This is a genomic window from Rhizobium favelukesii, assembly GCF_000577275.2.
GTDB lineage: Bacteria > Pseudomonadota > Alphaproteobacteria > Rhizobiales > Rhizobiaceae > Rhizobium > Rhizobium favelukesii.
Map to the genome: position 1 here is coordinate 1,776,790 of NZ_HG916852.1, position 15,226 is coordinate 1,792,015.

A 15,226-nucleotide genomic window follows, 5' to 3' on the forward strand; every position below is an offset into this window, starting at 1 on the left:
GTGTCAGGCTTTGACCGGTTCTGGCGGGCCAGTGACGACGGGCGTGTCGTCCCGGCCACCCCATTCGCTCCAGGAGCCGTCGTAGAGCTTGTTGTCGGTATGGCCGAGCGATTCGAGCGCCAGCGTGACGATCGCAGCTGTGATGCCGGAGCCGCAGGATGTCACCACGGGCTTCGACAGGTCTATGCCCGCGTCCTCGATCGTCTGCTGGAGTTCCGGCAGCGACTTGAAGCGGCCCTGGTTGGCGAAGACGCCCGATGGCAGGTTTCGCGCCCCGGGCATGTGACCGGATCGCATACCAGCGCGCGGCTCGGGCTCGAGCGCTGTAAATCGGCCGGCGCTTCGGGCATCGGCTATCTGCAGGGCGCCGCTCGCAACGATGTCCCGCATTGTGTCGAGATTGACGACCCGCGAGGCGTCATAGGTCGGCCTAAAGACCTTGGGCTCATAGTGCGGCACGTTTGTCTCTAGCGGGCGGCCCTCGGATTTCCATCCGTCCAGGCCGCCGTCGAGCACGTACACATTCCGCGCGCCCATCACGCGAAACAGCCACCAAACACGCGGAGAGGCGAACATCCCGATGCCGTCATAGACGACGATGCGGTCCTTTTCCTCGATACCGAGCTTACCGACCTCGATTGCGAAAAGGTCTGGCGAAGGAATGGTGTGCGGCAGCGGCACGGAGTGATCGGCGATCTTGTCCTGATCGAAACGGATCGCGCCGGGGATATGGCCGGCGGCGTATTCCGCGTCAGCATCGCGTTGCTGCGCCGGCAGATAGAAGGACGCATCCAGGAGCCGCAAATCCGGCTTGCCGAGTTCCGCCTGCAGCCAATCGGCCGAAACGACGAAACGGCTCTTCTTTTCGCTCATTTTGCTCTCCCTAGACCGTCAAGCTTCGTCGCCGGGAGCGCCGAAGCGAATTCGGAAGCGCCGGTTTTCTTTGCCCTTCTTCTCGATCTTGGCAATGTGAATCTGGCCGACTTCCTGAGTTTCGGACACATGTGTGCCGCCGCAAGGTTGGCTGTCAATCGCAGAGTTTTCGCCGATGCAGACAAGGCTGACCCGGCCAAGGCCGATCGGCGGGCGAACATTCTTGGATTTGACGATACCGGGATTGGCCGCAAGTTCCTCGTCGGTAATCCACTGCAGGTAAACCGGATAGTTCTGCCGCACCAGCTCCATGAGTTTTTCGGTCACGTCGTCCTTGTCGATCGTCTCGCTCATGTCGAAGTCAACACGGCTCTCGTCTTCGCCGACGGCGGCACCGGTGATCGGATAGGAGCAGACGACGGAAAGCAGATGGCAGGCCGTGTGCATTCGCATCAGCTTGTAGCGACGCGGCCAGTCGACATGCAGCACCAGCTTTTCGCCAACAGCTGGCTTGGCTTCGCCTTCGAGGGGCACATGCACGACGATGTCTTTTGTCGCTCCATGTTTCGTCTGCCCGAGCGTGATCTTGCTGCCGTCCGTGCGCTCGAGAAAGCCGGTGTCGCCCGGCTGGCCTCCCGATGTCGCATAAAAGCAGGTCTGGTCCAGCTCAATGCCCCCGTCATCGTGAACGGCGGTCACCACCGCCTCGCATGTCGAAAGATAGAAATCGTCACGATAGAGGGCATTGACGGGCATGGGGTCTCACGCTGCTGGTTCGTATGGGATCTGTATGGTTTGCGTCTTGGCGAGCCATGCGGGAACGGGAAGGCCCTTCGACGTCAGGAAGTCCGAATTGAAGAGCTTGGACTGGTAGCGGTTGCCGTAGTCGGCGAGGATCGTCACGACTGTATGGCCGGGACCGAGCTCCCTGGCAAGGCGCACCGCGCCGGCGATGTTGATCGCCGTCGATCCACCCAGGCACAGGCCTTCATGCTCGACGAGATCGAAAAGGTAGGGCAGGGCTTCCGCATCCGAAATGTTGTAGGCGAAATCGGGCGTGAAACCGTCCAGATTTGCCGTGATCCGGCCTTGACCGATTCCTTCGGTGATCGAGGAGCCAGCGGATTTAAGTTCGCCGTTCTTGTAGAATTCGTAGAGCGCGGCTCCGTCGGGATCGGCAAGGCCTATCTTGATGTCCTTGCTGAAGGCTTTGAGGCCGGCTGCGACACCCGCAAGCGTCCCCCCCGAGCCAACGGAGCAGATAAAGCCGTCCACTTTGCCGTTCGTATCGTTCCAGATTTCGCGGGCTGTCGTTTCAATGTGGGCCTGCCGGTTGGCGACGTTGTCGAACTGGTTTGCCCAGATCGCGCCGTTCGGGTCCGTCTTTGCCAGCTGTTCGGCAAGCCTTCCGGACACCTTCACATAGTTGTTCGGGTTCTTGTAGGGAACGGCAGGCACCTCAACGAGTTCTGCGCCGAGCAACCTCAGTGCGTCCTTCTTTTCCTCGCTCTGAGTCTCCGGGATGACGATGACCGTTCGGTAGCCAAGCGCCTTCGCAACGACGGTCAAGCCGATGCCGGTATTGCCGGCCGTCCCCTCGACGATAACGCCGCCCGGCCTCAGCAGGCCCTTCTTCTCTGCATCGCGAATGATGTAGAGCGCAGCGCGATCCTTGACCGACTGGCCGGGATTGAGGAATTCCGCTTTGCCAAGAATCGTGCAGCCGGTCGCTTCCGACGCGCCCTTGAGCTTGATCAGGGGGGTGTTGCCGATTGCTTCCAGAACGGAGGGATAGACGGTCATGGACTCTGCCTCATTTGAACGCTTAGTTTAGGAACGGTCTTTTCCCTTCACAAGGCTAGGTTGGCAAGAAATGCTATTCCATCCCTTTGAGCGCAACGATAAAATTAGACTTCGATGCGTCCAGAGTGGTCGAGACTGAGCGTTCGCCGCCTTAGTGATCCGGAGATTGACTTTCAACGTACGGATGACGACAAAGCAATCTCTAAAAGCGGAAACGACCGAAACCGTCATGGTTCCCGATCATATCGACACGGTCGATGCACTGATGGCGCATTACGTCGCCGGATCCCTTCCTGAGCCGGCGCGCGTGCTGGTGGAATCGCATCTTGAAATGAAGCCGGATCATCGCTTGCTGGTGAGCGATCTCGAATCCATGGCTGGCGAGGCTCTCGAGCAGATACCGGAGGCTGCGATCAGCGATCGCAAGGCGCAGCTCGCTGCCGTCTTCGGCTCCGCGCCGCCGGCCGAAGATCAGGCGCCAGCCGATCTGCAGGCACACGGCGGCTTCTTCCCGAAAGCGATACGCAATCTGGTCGGCTATGATGTGGATACAGTGCCTTGGAAGACGAAGCTTCCAGGCTTCAAGGAATACTCCACCAACATCGATGGCTGTGAAGTCAGCCTGATGTGGATCAAGGCCGGCCGCGCGCTGCCGGCGCACACCCATAAGGGAATGGAACTGACCTTGATCCTGGACGGCGCGTTCAACGATGCTCGCGGTCGTTTCGGACCTGGCGATATCTCGGTAGCAGATGAGAGCGTTGACCACCGGCCGATCGCCGAAAAGGACCGTCCCTGCATCGCGTTTTCGGTTCTCGATGCGCCGGTCAAGCTGACTGGATCTTTCCGTCAGCTCATAGGTGACCTGATCGGCTGAAAGCAGCCACAATGGTGTGATACAGGCCTAAATCCGGGAGATGGCGAGGAACACCCGGACTTTTTTGACGTTCAGAAAGGCGGCCCGGAGGAGATGTACCATGCAAGATTTCTTTGCTCGTCCCGAACATGGGATAGCCTGGATTTCCGGCGCGAGTTCCGGAATTGGGCGAGCGCTGGCACTCAAACTCGCGGGAGATGGATACAAGGTCGCCGTCACCGCCCGCGACCATGAGAAGCTCGCCGAACTGCAGGCCGAGGCCTCCGACCTGTCCGGCAGCATTATCGTGCTCGACGGCGATGTCACGAACGCCGAAGACATGGAGCACGTGCTTGCTTCAATCGAATATGAACATGGTGCGCTCGCACTGGCGATCTTCAACGCCGGCGTCTATCTGCCTGTCCACGCGGAGGAGTTGAAGCTTGCTGATTTCGAGCAGAGTTTCGCGGTCAATCTGCAGGGTGTTGTAAATTGCCTGGTCCCGGCCGTACGGCACATGAAGGCGAAGGGGCACGGACAAATCGCCATCGTTTCGTCCGTTTCGGGCTATGGCGGCCTGCCGACCAGTGCGGCCTACGGCGCCACAAAAGCCGCCTTGATCAACATGGCGGAAAGTCTGAAATTCGATCTAGACAAGATGGGCATCCGCATTCAGCTCATCAATCCGGGCTTCGTCGATACTCCTGGAACGAAGAGGAACGAATTTCCCATGCCCTCTCTGGTCTCGTTCGAGGAGGCAGCCGAGCAGATTTCGGCGGGCCTCAAGTCTCGGCGTTTCGAGATTATCTTCCCGAAGCGTTTCACCTACATGATGAAGCTCGTCAATCTCCTGCCTTATAGTCTCTATTTCTGGTTAGTGAATCGCTCGACCGGCTGGCGGGAGCGGCCGCTTGAAAAGCATGCACGACCGGGTATGGCGCATCCTGCAGAGTAGTGTTCGGCGTCCAAGGCACGGACGAGGCGGATGGCGGCCGGACAGGAGGTCATCTCCCGGATTGGCCGCCATCCGCTCTCGTCAATTCCGCGCAAAGACGACCTGGCGGACGTCTATTTTTCTAGCGCGGAAGCCTGCTTCGCAATACAAAAAATAGAATTCCCAGAGCCGCTCGAAGCGCTCGTCAAAGCCCAATGGGCCAACAAGCTCCCATACCGACCAAAAACGCTCACGCCATTCGGCAAGCGTACGGGCGTAGTCTAACCCGAAAGCAAAGTCCCTGACCAGTGACAAATTCACCTTGCGGCCAAGTTCGGCCAGGTGGTCGCGTGCCGGCAACATGCCGCCGGGGACGACGTAGCGCTGGATGGAATCGGGGTTCGTCCGATATTGGGAAAACGCCTCGGGGCGAATGGCGATGATCTGAAGGCCGGCTTTGCCCCTCGGCTTCAGGCATTGGCGTAATTTGGAGAAGCTGTCATGCGCACGAATGTGTAGGGTCCTTGGCCTCTGCCGCTTTATAAGACCCTACACATCGGACTACAAGAAGGCCATACGCTTTCGCTCTGGCCTTTGCCTATCTGAACAAATGCAAGCTCGCCGTACGCGACTAACTGTTGAGTAGTTGACGGAGATGCATTCAGCGCCGACGCGACTTCCTTAAGCGACAACAACCGCGGCCCTGGGAAAGCTTCCATTCCGGCCAAGAACGCTCGTTGCACGTCCTCGCGCTGCGCTGAACGGCGTGGGGCGACGGCTGATTCTTGAAGATCGGATTTATTCCCACCAAAGACATCAGAGGCATTGCCGCCGGCACGAATCCCGAAGGCATTTCGATGTCTCCTCCGGTATGGTGGTGTCCGCTGTCCTTGGACGGCGAATTTGCAGCTTGGTGGGCCGCGATGAAAAAAGCGAGGCGAGCCGCGTGAGGGCGGTCAAGGAGCTATCAGGGGCGGTCACGTGATCTCGTGACAGCGGCGTGACGTCAATCTGCCACCCGACCCCATTCTTAAGTTAATGGCAGTCGCGCCCGGTCGCAGGGTCTAGCTGATCTTGTCGCAAAGGGCAAAGGCGTCATTCGTCGACTTCCATGAAACCGGAGCAATCGTCATTCTCCGTCAGCGAAGCGCAATGGGTAGAGAAATCTACGGAATAAACCTCCCTAGCGATCACGAACGTCCAAACCGAACCGTTCGAGGCGACGCGCTCGAGCACACTCATTGGCCACGCGGAACCACGCAGTGAGGATCAAGCAGGCAGGACTCCGCGCAACGCTCAGGCGCAAGCAGCGAAACCTCTGCTGCTGCTGCTGCGGGGTGCGGATGGTCCTGACGAACCCTAACAGCAGGATGCCTAACGTGGAAACGCTCGAGCATCTTGATCGGCGATCGGATGGCGGCAGCAACAGGCGGTCGCGCCTGGCGTTGGCGTGTTTCGACTGCAACTTCGGCCGAGGTTCCATGGACTGGCTGATCTACAAGACAATCAAGAGCGGTGAGCTCTTCGACATAATCATGAACAAGTTTTAGACGCGATACTTGCGCGCCGGCCCGCCTCCCTGGCGTGGCCTCTTGTATATACCAATGGCCGGCGCGGTCACCACCTGCGCCTCCACCAGCAGCGCGCCGACCGGTCTACCCCAATAGAATCAGTTGCCTCCGCCCGTTTTCTCATCTCTATTAGGTTAACCTAATGGAGGATTCGCGCATGGAAAGACTGCCGCCAGTTCGATCCGACGAAGTCAGCGCCTACGACAACTACGCTCGCCGCTTGATCGCCCATATGCGCGAGAGTCGCCGTCTGCTGGACTCGTTCACGCTACGGGATGATGGAGCCGGATCAGGGTCTGACGGAAAAATCGGCGGGAAGCATTAAGCACTCAAAATGAAGACCCGGCGCTGGGAGCTTCCGGGCCTTCTTGTGCTGGCGCCTTGAGGGACTGCGGGGGCCAGCGCGCGCAACTACCTGTCAGAGTGATTGCGTTGATAAAACCCGCAAACCTGCGAATGGTTCCGTTGCGCTCTGCTAACGCCCACCAGAAAAAGCGAAAGCCCGACAGGCTAGGGGGCGGCGCTGGCGCTCGCGGCTCAGACATGCTGCGGCGCAAGTTATCCGCAGCCAGCCGCTCGTGGTCGATTTCAAAAGTGGGGAGGGAAAGTGGAGAAGTAAACGCCTGCTTCGGACAACAAAAGCAGGCGCTTACTTTCAAAACTGGCTCCCCGGGCCGGATTCGAACCGGCGACCTGTCGATTAACAGTCGAATGCTCTACCGCTGAGCTACCAGGGATCACCGCTCGCCGCGGTGTGAGTGGCCTAATACAAACGCTTGCCCGATTTGCCAAGCGGTTTTTTCAAAAAAATGACATCCGCTTGTATTCGACCTGCATAACCCCATTTCCTGTGGATGACTGAAGCACATGATACCACTGGAAAATCAAGCGCCAAGCGATTTGGCATCGACCACACCACGGGCCATCTCATTCTGGGTTCCGTAAGCATCCCGCTCCCGCGGTCGCGCTTTGCCCGGATGACAATCGGCGTGCTGCTGATCTTCGGCGGCGTTTTCGGTTTTCTGCCGGTTCTCGGCTTCTGGATGCTTCCGCTGGGGTTCATCCTGTTGTCGCACGATTTGCATCTCGTCCGTCGGATGCGGCGGCGATTCTCCGTCTGGTGGGTGAAGAGGCGTAAATCCAACCCTTGAATCGGTGATCATCCGGCAGCCCAAGCGAAAATGCCGAACGGTGCGCGGCCCGGAACCTCGCACCTAGCTAAGCGTTAATGAGATATGCGCGTAAGTGTACAAGCATGCAGGAAATAAGAAGGTGCTGGAATGAAGAAACTTGCGGTATTGGTGTTGGCAATCGCCACAAGCCTGGCCGGCGTCGGTCCGTCTTTTGCCGAAAATTCAGGCGATGAGCATTCGGCTCAGAGCCGCGGTGGGTTCGGAGATTCCGGTGCGAGAAATAGTCGCGGCTTCGACCGCTGCAGTATTTACCGTTGCGGCGGCTACCGCCATGGCCGTTACGGAGATCGTTACTACGGAAATCATTCCGGAAATCGCTATTATCGCGACGGCTACTACCGCGGCCATAACAGCGATGCGGGTGCGCTGCTCGGCGGTCTTGCAGCCGGCGCCATCATCGGCGGCCTGATTGCTTCGCAGCCGGTGGCTCGACCGGTGGGCAATTCGCACGTCGATTGGTGTTACAGCCGCTACCGGTCGTATCGGGCGTATGACAACACCTACCAGCCTTATTACGGTCCGCGGCGGCAGTGCTACTCTCCCTACTAGTGGTTGACCACAGAAACCGGTGGGATGACGACCTGAAATCCTATCGGTTTTTCAACAACCCCTTGCACTCGATTTCTATTCATTCTAAATGCCCGCCAACGCTTCGGTCATGAAGCGTCGTGAGGCCTCGTGGCGGAGTGGTGACGCAGAGGACTGCAAATCCACAGCATTTCCAATAAAATCAATGCCCGTTCTGAATAAGCGCCCCTACTTCAGGCGTTTTCTTCGTTTTACGACCATTGTTTTCATTCAGTTTTTTCGGCTGTTCAGAATGGCCAAAACGCTTCTTCGTGGCTTCCAAGACGCGCTTTTCCGTCTCCTTCGCATAGCCACGATAGGCCGCCGCAGTCTTGTGCTTTGACAGCACCCGACCCTGTCCTCCGGTGAGCCCGCTTTCTTCCAGTTCCGTCATGCCGCCGTGCCTGCACTTGTCCAGGCTGAAGGATGGCGCGTCGAGCTTTCCTTCGTCTCGGAGCTTGTCCGCCCTCTCGCGAACCTCATGCGCGAGGAACGTGCCGTCTCCGAATAGCTGGCCGTTCTTCTTGCAGACGATCGACGTGCCGTAACGAGGCGTCTTGTTTACGATCTCCTCCGCCTTCTCGTAGAGCTTCACCAGCGAGCCATCCTCGTCGGCGTACTCCAGCGGGTGGAGCGCGAGCTTGTCCGTCTTGCGGCTTCAGGCGGATCTTGTCGGGATGGTCGGAAGCACGGTCCATGGCGCATAGCCGGCACCGATCGAGGAAGCCACGATTTGCACTGGGGGGCATGGTATATCTGATGCTGCGGCAGGTTTACGGGCAGCCCGAGCTAGTGGAGATCTGAGAATGACGCATGACGAAATAGCCGAGCTGTTCATCCACGCTGCGGAAGTGGATCGGCGGCTGCCAAACACGGCGCGGCCAGCAAGGCTGAACGCGCAGGCTCTGCCATACGTTCACGACCATGTCGACCAAGCGGGATGGGCCGGCCAGCGATACGAGGAAGAGCGTCAGGCATTCTGGGATGCTCGGTCTATCCGCCTTCAGGTGAAGGATGTCACCGACTGGGAAAGGGCTAACGACCTGATCGTCCACGTTCAGCGCGAGCGGGATCGCCGCTGCCTCTGGTCATGGGCGAAGTCAAAAGCCGGCGGCATGTCCTTTAGCAAGTGGTGCCGGAGTGTCGAGCACATCCATCGGAATTACGGAAAAGAGTGCTGCGACCGTGCCCCGAAATCGAGCATATTCAGGTCAACATAGACGAACCGCGACACTTCGCCTGGATGGTAGCAGCCGCTGACATCGAGGCCCGGGACTTCTCATGGGGCCGCCGAGCAGAACGAACGTCGCAAGCAGAGAGAAGCTCGCCGAAATCGGCGGCATAGGAATTGAAGGAGTGGCCGGGTCTAGCGGCCACTCCTTCACTGCGTTACATGGCTATGAAGTGCAGAGCTTTGAGTATTAGCATGATGAGCACGGGCGGGATCACGAGCTTGATGGTGAGTTCCCGGTATTCGAGTGTAAGTTTCATCTGATCTCCTTCTGTAGCGAAGGGTCACGACGCCCTTCGACAACATTTAGGCGAAACGGCACTTAAACCAAAGTGCCGGTTGGAATTATTCCATGTAGTGGGGATGGCCCGGACTGATACCTTCAGCATCCCGGCGATCCGAAAGTATTCTCAGCTTTCGTCGCGCATCGTCCATTGCAGAGCCTCAAATTATAGCGCCAGAGAGCCCGTCGCCGGTTTGTCACCCGGTCGGCGGGCGGACACCTCGATACAGCTTGGCATTCCGAGGCGTTCACTCTCCGCGGCAGCCACACGGGTTGCGTCTGAGGCGGTCGGATAAGGTCCGAGCAAAGCTAAACCCCATCTTCTCGGATGGCGACCCAATGGCCCCGTCTGGTCCAGCCAGTCGATACAAAATTGCAATTCCAAAGTTTGCCTTTCATGTTCATCGCGATTGATCTCGCGAATCGAACATGCGGCCTGAATGGTTGTTTTCACCAATCGCCCGCCACCTTCACCGGTCGGCGGGCTTTTCCATGGATCTTATCTCGCTCTGCGGCGTTAGTCGCGGAAAGGAGAAGAATCCCAATGGTAGATGCAGGGCAGATCAAGGAACACGCCGAAGTTATCGGAGCCGATGGTGTCCATGTCGGCACAGTCGACCACGTCGAAGGCCATCGGATCAAGCTCACCAAAAAGGACAGTGGCGAAGGTTCGCATCGCGGACACCACCACTATATCCCTCTGGGGCTGGTGGCCGAAATTGAAGGCGACAAGGTGCGTCTGTCGGCGAATGGCGACGTCGCGGTGACATTCGAGGAGGAAGAAGGCTCGGGTCCGGCGTAATTCTTCGGAGTCAAGCGTCAGATGGCATAGAAGTTTGAGGCTCTGCCAGCTTGACCGGGGGACGCATCCTCACAGCCCGCGCGTCGGCTCGGGCACCGAATTTCAAGGCGCCGGACAAGCCGTGAACGAACAGGCACTTTGCTGCTCAACTACTGTAATTTGGGTGAGCAAACGAACTGAACACCGTCGCCAGCGGGAAGGCGCAAGTCAGGCAACGTAAGTCGCCGCGCATATTCTGAGCGCCATTTTGTAACAGCCCGTCACCACCGGGTGGCGGGTGTTTATTGATCGGGCCAAGTTGCATCCCGATGCTCGAGAACAGCCTCGGCATGCTTCCTTGCGTGCCCGAACACTTTGGACGCGTTCTCTGGCATTAGCCTGATCTGCAACTCTTGTGATCGGTCAATGCTTCCGAGCGTGTAAAAGCGCTCAACAGCATCATTGAAGTCTTCCGCCCAGACGGTCCATGGTGCAGTCCATTCCCCTTCCTCACCGCGGAAACGGGCCAAGAAGAAATGGAGCGGACGAGCTCCCTTGTGTCGTCCCTGTTGACGAATGAGCCAACCGGCATATTTGGCTGCAGCCTCATGCACTGGACGCACGGCGCTCTTGCCTGCTTCGACGTCTTGGTAGCTTCGGAAGGGCATGCCCATAGCCTCCGCCATCTCGTGCTGGGTGAGGTCCAGGCTTGCGCGGAATGCTTTGAGATCGAACATTGAAGGGCTCCTAGACCTCCCGAAGCTGGATTGCTTCGGTAAGATTGTAATGCACGAAAACCGTGTTTTCAACAACATTAAAAGCACGGAAGTCGTGTAAATAGTTGAGGCCGTCTGGAGCGATCGGGCGGCTCAACGCCCGCCACGGTGACCCGTCGGTGGGTTCTTCATTTTCGACGAGCCTCGGTCCCCGTGGTTGCCGGACTGGCGAGCGTGCAGCTTCGACGGACCGCGGCGGCAGTTCCTCTGACACCGAACCAATAGCCACTGCGGATCAGTTCGTTCACATGAGAAAATTGTGATATTATTGGTGCCTGCGAGAACGTGGTTACGACCGGGGTGGGCCATGAACTTCGAACCGCAGAAGTTTTTCATTGGGCTGGTCGACTTCTTCTCGATCATCCTGCCGGGCATGTTTGTCGCGTATCTCGGCGGGGAACTTGTTCCCCATGACTCTACCCTGTTCCCGGACACCAACGAAGTCGGGTGGGGTGTTTTCCTGTTCGTCAGCTATTTCCTCGGCCATTTCATCTTTCTGATCGGCGCGCTGCTGGACGAATGGATCTACGATCCAATGCGGGCGTGGACCGATCTCGGCCAAACGAAAAGGCTATCCAAGGGAAAAGGGCTTTCTCCGGAGCTCTTGCGCAGGCTGGCACCCTCCTACCTGCTGTTCGGCCCCAACCCTGATAGAGCAGTCACGAAGGCAGAACGACTGAAGACAGCGGGCCTGCAGCAGCTCTCTGCCGAGAACACGATCAACGCGTTTCAGTGGTGCAAGGCACGGCTGGCGCTCGAAAGTCCGGAAGGCCTGGCGCAGGTGCAGCGGTTCGAAGCCGACGCGAAGTTCTTCCGCAGCTTCGTGGTCGCGCTTGCCATCTTCGGAGTGATCTACGCTTTCAGGGAAGACTGGCTGCGCGTAGTGATCGCGGCCGTGCTTGGTGGGCTCGCCCTGTACCGCTACGTCGAACAGCGATTCAAAACAACCCAGCAGGCATACTGGCTGGTGATCACGAAAGAGGGACTGAAGAATCCGCCGGCGCCGGCGGCGGCGGCCAGGGCGGACGGATTGACCCATGCCGGGGGCATCGTCTTCAGGAAAAGCAAACAAGGCCTCGAGTATCTGCTGGTAGGGGCGAAGGACGAACCCTCGCAGCTGCTGCTCCCGAAAGGCCACATCGAAGCGGGCGAGCAGACTGAGTTTACGGCCGTCAGGGAGGTACGGGAGGAGACCGGAACGTGGGCGCGAGTGCTGAAGCCGCTCGACACGGTCGAGATGAAATCTCGGACGAGGCCCGATACGCTGGCCCGCGTCTTTCTTATGGAGGCCGTCGAGGAAGGCGACGCCACCGAGGAACGCCCTAAGAGTTGGCTAGACCTGGAGTCCGCGAAGAAGGCGGCGATGCAGGAAACCCAGACTTTGCTCGGCCAGGCCGACAAGGCTGTCAGAGAGATGCGCGATTACGAGATGACGCCGCGCTTCATTAGCTCGATATGTCATCAAGTTTGGCAATTTGGTCGGCGTAGTATTGCGGCGATCTTCTAGCGTGTTCAGAGGTCTCCTCTGGGGGCTCTTTAAGCATTTCTACCAGCCGCCGGGACAGGGGACATAGCGAGCGCTCTAGCGGAAAGCCGATAGGTAACCAAAGTTGCCGTCACAGCGAGGGCAGACATATGGCCGGCCGGATTTATCTGACTGTACGGTCAAAACAAAGCGGCCATCATCCATGCATATCGGGCAGAAAGCAGTTCCGATCGGCTGCTTTTCGGCGTCACAACGATAGCGATAGCCGCTATGCTCGACGGTTTCGTCTTTTCTCTGGAGGGACGATTTAAGAGCCGCTATCTCGGTTTCTTTCTGCCTCAGTTCTTGTTGGGCGTCGATAAGACCAAGCTTTGCTTCCGCAAAGGCGCTGCTAATTTCGGCTATCTTAAGCTTGAAGGAAGCCTCGTCGACCTTCTGGTCGATGTCGTTCAACTGCTTCACGATCGTAAGTGCGGTCGAAATGCCGGTTAGTGCGCTGGTATATCCAGGTGCATATCCTTCTCTGGTTGCAACACCATGAAGTTGGAAACTGCCGATTCCATCAAGGGGACATCGCAAGAATCGCCGATGCTCACAGGCTTTCCTGAGCGCTTTGCTCGTTGTTCGACTTCTCCACAAGTTGAGAAACGATGATCGAGAATTTCCTGATGATGGCGCTTCTGCTACTTGGCGCCCATTGGCTGTGTGATTACCCACTGCAAGGCACTGGTTTGAGATGCGACGTGAGGAAGGTCGGTGCGATTTCGCCCCGGCCTTTTTGTTGCCGATTCCGATCGCTTTAGAGGCCATGCCACTATTAACTCGCATTCGGTCGAAGGCGCCCCATATCAGGGATAGTGGTCAGCAGGACCGGAGCCGTTGGTTTTGATTGATGCTCTCCACCATATGCGTTCAGATGATGGTGAGCGTCCGGCGAACGCATTTTTTGCGTCTACGAGGCGCGGTTTAGGACTTGCGGCTTAGTTCATCTGCCATGACGCGCTCGATCATCTCGGGATCGCATTGTTCATCGACGAGGAACTGGCGGATTCCACCATCCCACGTCCGTATGTCGGCCAGGAGATCTCGAAGGTCGTCAATTCCATTTTCGGTCAGGCCTGTTGTGCCATCTTCACTGCCATCGCGGACATATACCAGTTCGCCCTCGGCGATATTGTCTGAGTTGGCGGTCACCTCCTCGATTAATTCGAGGTTCTCGCCGATCATGCCGGCGACTTCTTTCAGCGTATAGATGAACCTCGAGCGTGCCATCACGCAGCCTCGTATCGGTCTTTTGCAGGCGCCCACTGCCACGGTAGCAATTCCTGGAGCCGATCCTTTGGGTGGCTCTGTATCCGGGTCAGGACGTCTGTGAGATAGACCTCCGGATTGTGGCCATGGAGTTTGGCAGTCTCGATGATGGTCAGGATGTTGGCGATGCGCTCACCGCCCTTGTCTGACCCGGCGAAGAGCCAATTTTTTCTTCCGATTCCAAGCGGACGCATGGCTCGTTCAGCTATGTTGTTATCGATTTCGACACGGCCATCATCGATGTAAACGCTCAACGCTGCCCATCGCGAGAGGGCATATCGCATCGCTTCAGCCAGCTTCTGCTTCTGTGGCAGCGTCGAAAGCGTCTCTTCTATCCAGCTCTTGAGGTCCTCCAGAAGGGGCCTGGCGTGTTGCTGGCGCAGTGTACGCCGCTGGTCAGCCGACATGCCGCGGATACGATCTTCGATATCGTAGAGCGTACCGATGCGCGACAGCGCTTCGTCAGCGATTGGAGATGGCTTCAGCTTGATCACATCGTGGAACTTGCGGCGTACATGCGCCATGCACGCAGCCTCGATGATCTGGTTGCCGTAAAGCTTCTTATAGCCACCATAGCCATCCGCGTGCATCACGCCGCTGAAGGCAGCGAGATGGTCGGCTGGATGCGCGCCCTTGCGGTCGGGGCTATAGTAGTAGGCAATGGCTCTTGGAGTGGGATCTTGATAGCCGCTGCCATCGAAGACATAGACCCAGACCCGCCCGGTTTTTGTCTTTCCTCGCCCAGGGTCGAGAACATCCACCGGGGTATCGTCCGTATGTATTCGATCGACCGCCGCGATATGGGCTCTAATCAGCAAGATGAGAGGAGCCAGCAGAACTGACACGCGGCCGACCCAGTCGGCCATCACGGATCGGGAGATATCTATCCCCAGCCGGTCGTACATCTCGGATAGACGGTAGAGCGGGATGTGATCGTCGAATTTGGCGACCATGATATGGGCCAGCAACCCCGGTCCGGGCTTGCCGCGTTCGATCGGCAGGGTCGGCATTTCGCCTGCCACCGTCGTATCGCAGTCCCTGCAGATCATGCGCTTTTCGACGTGGCGGACAATCTTGACGGACGCCGGCACGTGCTCCATCACCTGGACCACCCTGTCAGCGGCCTTCAGGAACGATGTACCACCACAGGTCGGACAATTGCAGGGTGCCGCATAGACCAGTTCTTCGGTTGGAAGACCATCGGGCAATGGTTTGCGCTTCGGCTTGTCCGGTGCGTCGTCCAACTCCGGCAAAGGAGCTTTCCCGGAGCGAAGCTCGGCCTCGGCACGGGAGGCTTCGATCTCCTCCAGCATCAGCTCGAATTGCTCGATCTTGCGGTCGATCTTTTCCGAAGAAGCGCCATGCTGCCGATGGCGGAGCAAATCCAACTGCGCGCGCAGGAGCCCGATAATGGAGTCTCGCTTGCTGACTTCAGCTTCTTGGCTCTCAAGTTTCGCCGCCTGTTCAGCGACGAGAGCGCGCAAAACAGATAGCTCGTCCTGACTGTCCAGCGGCGTCGTTTCCATACCCGCATACGTAGCCGATTTGCGCCGGAAACGCT

At 58.0% G+C, this 15,226-nt stretch carries 16 protein-coding genes, 1 tRNA gene and 1 pseudogene; 8 read left to right on the top strand and 10 right to left on the bottom strand.

Going from position 1 to position 15,226, the window contains the following annotated elements:
* Nucleotides 1-3 precede the first annotated feature (3 nt).
* From sseA to LPU83_RS47345, 3 genes are read right to left on the bottom strand one after another with little or no spacing between them, the layout of a single operon-like run.
* Entirely contained in the window at nucleotides 4-873 is an 870-nt protein-coding gene (gene sseA, locus LPU83_RS47335; protein WP_024318084.1) for a 3-mercaptopyruvate sulfurtransferase, read from the bottom strand.
* 18 nt (nucleotides 874-891) lie between these two features.
* Nucleotides 892-1,629, bottom strand: a complete 738-nt coding sequence (locus LPU83_RS47340; RefSeq protein WP_024318083.1) for an alanyl-tRNA editing protein — start codon at nucleotides 1,627-1,629, stop codon at nucleotides 892-894.
* Nucleotides 1,630-1,635: 6 nt separating this feature from the next.
* Entirely contained in the window at nucleotides 1,636-2,676 is a 1,041-nt protein-coding gene (locus tag LPU83_RS47345; protein ID WP_024318082.1) for a cysteine synthase A, read from the bottom strand.
* 184 nt (nucleotides 2,677-2,860) lie between these two features.
* Here LPU83_RS47345 and LPU83_RS47350 point away from each other — a divergent pair, with 184 nt between their 5' ends.
* Together LPU83_RS47350 and LPU83_RS47355 are read left to right on the top strand one after the other, a co-directional pair.
* Nucleotides 2,861-3,553: a ChrR family anti-sigma-E factor gene (locus tag LPU83_RS47350; protein WP_374046216.1), complete on the top strand. Its 693-nt coding sequence runs from the start codon at nucleotides 2,861-2,863 to the stop codon at nucleotides 3,551-3,553.
* Nucleotides 3,554-3,653: 100 nt separating this feature from the next.
* The gene (locus LPU83_RS47355; protein ID WP_024318080.1) at nucleotides 3,654-4,487 is read left to right on the top strand and encodes an SDR family NAD(P)-dependent oxidoreductase; all 834 of its coding nucleotides are present in this window, start codon (nucleotides 3,654-3,656) and stop codon (nucleotides 4,485-4,487) included.
* Between the two features lie 81 nt (nucleotides 4,488-4,568).
* Here LPU83_RS47355 and LPU83_RS47360 read toward each other — a convergent pair.
* Nucleotides 4,569-4,961, bottom strand: a pseudogene (locus LPU83_RS47360) (class I SAM-dependent methyltransferase); the annotation flags it as partial.
* Between the two features lie 884 nt (nucleotides 4,962-5,845).
* On the opposite strand from LPU83_RS47360, the gene LPU83_RS47365 reads away from it, so the two are divergent.
* Nucleotides 5,846-6,016 carry a hypothetical protein gene (locus LPU83_RS47365; RefSeq protein ID WP_157997339.1) on the top strand — a complete coding sequence of 57 codons (171 nt, stop codon included), beginning with the start codon at nucleotides 5,846-5,848 and terminating at the stop codon, nucleotides 6,014-6,016.
* A gap of 683 nt (nucleotides 6,017-6,699) precedes the next feature.
* On the opposite strand, the gene LPU83_RS47370 is transcribed toward LPU83_RS47365, so the two are convergent.
* Nucleotides 6,700-6,774, bottom strand: a tRNA-Asn gene (locus LPU83_RS47370).
* A gap of 117 nt (nucleotides 6,775-6,891) precedes the next feature.
* On the opposite strand from LPU83_RS47370, the gene LPU83_RS47375 reads away from it, so the two are divergent.
* Nucleotides 6,892-7,188: a membrane protein gene (locus LPU83_RS47375; RefSeq protein ID WP_024318078.1), complete on the top strand. Its 297-nt coding sequence runs from the start codon at nucleotides 6,892-6,894 to the stop codon at nucleotides 7,186-7,188.
* Between the two features lie 129 nt (nucleotides 7,189-7,317).
* Entirely contained in the window at nucleotides 7,318-7,779 is a 462-nt protein-coding gene (locus LPU83_RS47380) for a BA14K family protein (protein WP_024318077.1), read from the top strand.
* Nucleotides 7,780-7,960: 181 nt separating this feature from the next.
* On the opposite strand, the gene LPU83_RS47385 is transcribed toward LPU83_RS47380, so the two are convergent.
* Nucleotides 7,961-8,392 (bottom strand): hypothetical protein, encoded by a 432-nt coding sequence (locus LPU83_RS47385; RefSeq protein WP_024318076.1) that lies wholly within the window; start codon nucleotides 8,390-8,392, stop codon nucleotides 7,961-7,963.
* Nucleotides 8,393-8,603: 211 nt separating this feature from the next.
* Here LPU83_RS47385 and LPU83_RS47390 point away from each other — a divergent pair, with 211 nt between their 5' ends.
* Together LPU83_RS47390 and LPU83_RS47395 are read left to right on the top strand one after the other, a co-directional pair.
* Nucleotides 8,604-9,017: a hypothetical protein gene (locus LPU83_RS47390; protein ID WP_024318075.1), complete on the top strand. Its 414-nt coding sequence runs from the start codon at nucleotides 8,604-8,606 to the stop codon at nucleotides 9,015-9,017.
* A gap of 838 nt (nucleotides 9,018-9,855) precedes the next feature.
* Nucleotides 9,856-10,113 (top strand): DUF2171 domain-containing protein, encoded by a 258-nt coding sequence (locus tag LPU83_RS47395; RefSeq protein WP_024318074.1) that lies wholly within the window; start codon nucleotides 9,856-9,858, stop codon nucleotides 10,111-10,113.
* Nucleotides 10,114-10,394: 281 nt separating this feature from the next.
* On the opposite strand, the gene LPU83_RS47400 is transcribed toward LPU83_RS47395, so the two are convergent.
* Complete coding sequence (locus LPU83_RS47400; protein WP_024318073.1) at nucleotides 10,395-10,829, bottom strand: helix-turn-helix domain-containing protein; 435 nt, start codon at nucleotides 10,827-10,829, stop codon at nucleotides 10,395-10,397.
* A 346-nt stretch (nucleotides 10,830-11,175) separates the two neighbouring features.
* Between LPU83_RS47400 and LPU83_RS47405 the strand changes: the two genes are divergently transcribed.
* Nucleotides 11,176-12,375, top strand: a complete 1,200-nt coding sequence (locus LPU83_RS47405) for an NUDIX domain-containing protein (RefSeq protein WP_024318072.1) — start codon at nucleotides 11,176-11,178, stop codon at nucleotides 12,373-12,375.
* A gap of 75 nt (nucleotides 12,376-12,450) precedes the next feature.
* Here LPU83_RS47405 and LPU83_RS47410 read toward each other — a convergent pair whose 3' ends face one another.
* The 3 genes from LPU83_RS47410 to tnpC all read right to left on the bottom strand — a co-directional run bounded on the left by LPU83_RS47410 (nucleotide 12,451) and on the right by tnpC (nucleotide 15,191).
* Complete coding sequence (locus tag LPU83_RS47410; RefSeq protein WP_141652603.1) at nucleotides 12,451-12,807, bottom strand: hypothetical protein; 357 nt, start codon at nucleotides 12,805-12,807, stop codon at nucleotides 12,451-12,453.
* A gap of 513 nt (nucleotides 12,808-13,320) precedes the next feature.
* Nucleotides 13,321-13,626 (bottom strand): hypothetical protein, encoded by a 306-nt coding sequence (locus tag LPU83_RS47415; protein WP_037069005.1) that lies wholly within the window; start codon nucleotides 13,624-13,626, stop codon nucleotides 13,321-13,323.
* Nucleotides 13,626-15,191, bottom strand: coding sequence for an IS66 family transposase (gene tnpC, locus LPU83_RS47420; protein ID WP_037069003.1), 1,566 nt, complete (start codon nucleotides 15,189-15,191; stop codon nucleotides 13,626-13,628). Before tnpC ends, LPU83_RS47415 begins: the two co-directional genes overlap by 1 nt.
* Nucleotides 15,192-15,226: the final 35 nt, after the last annotated feature.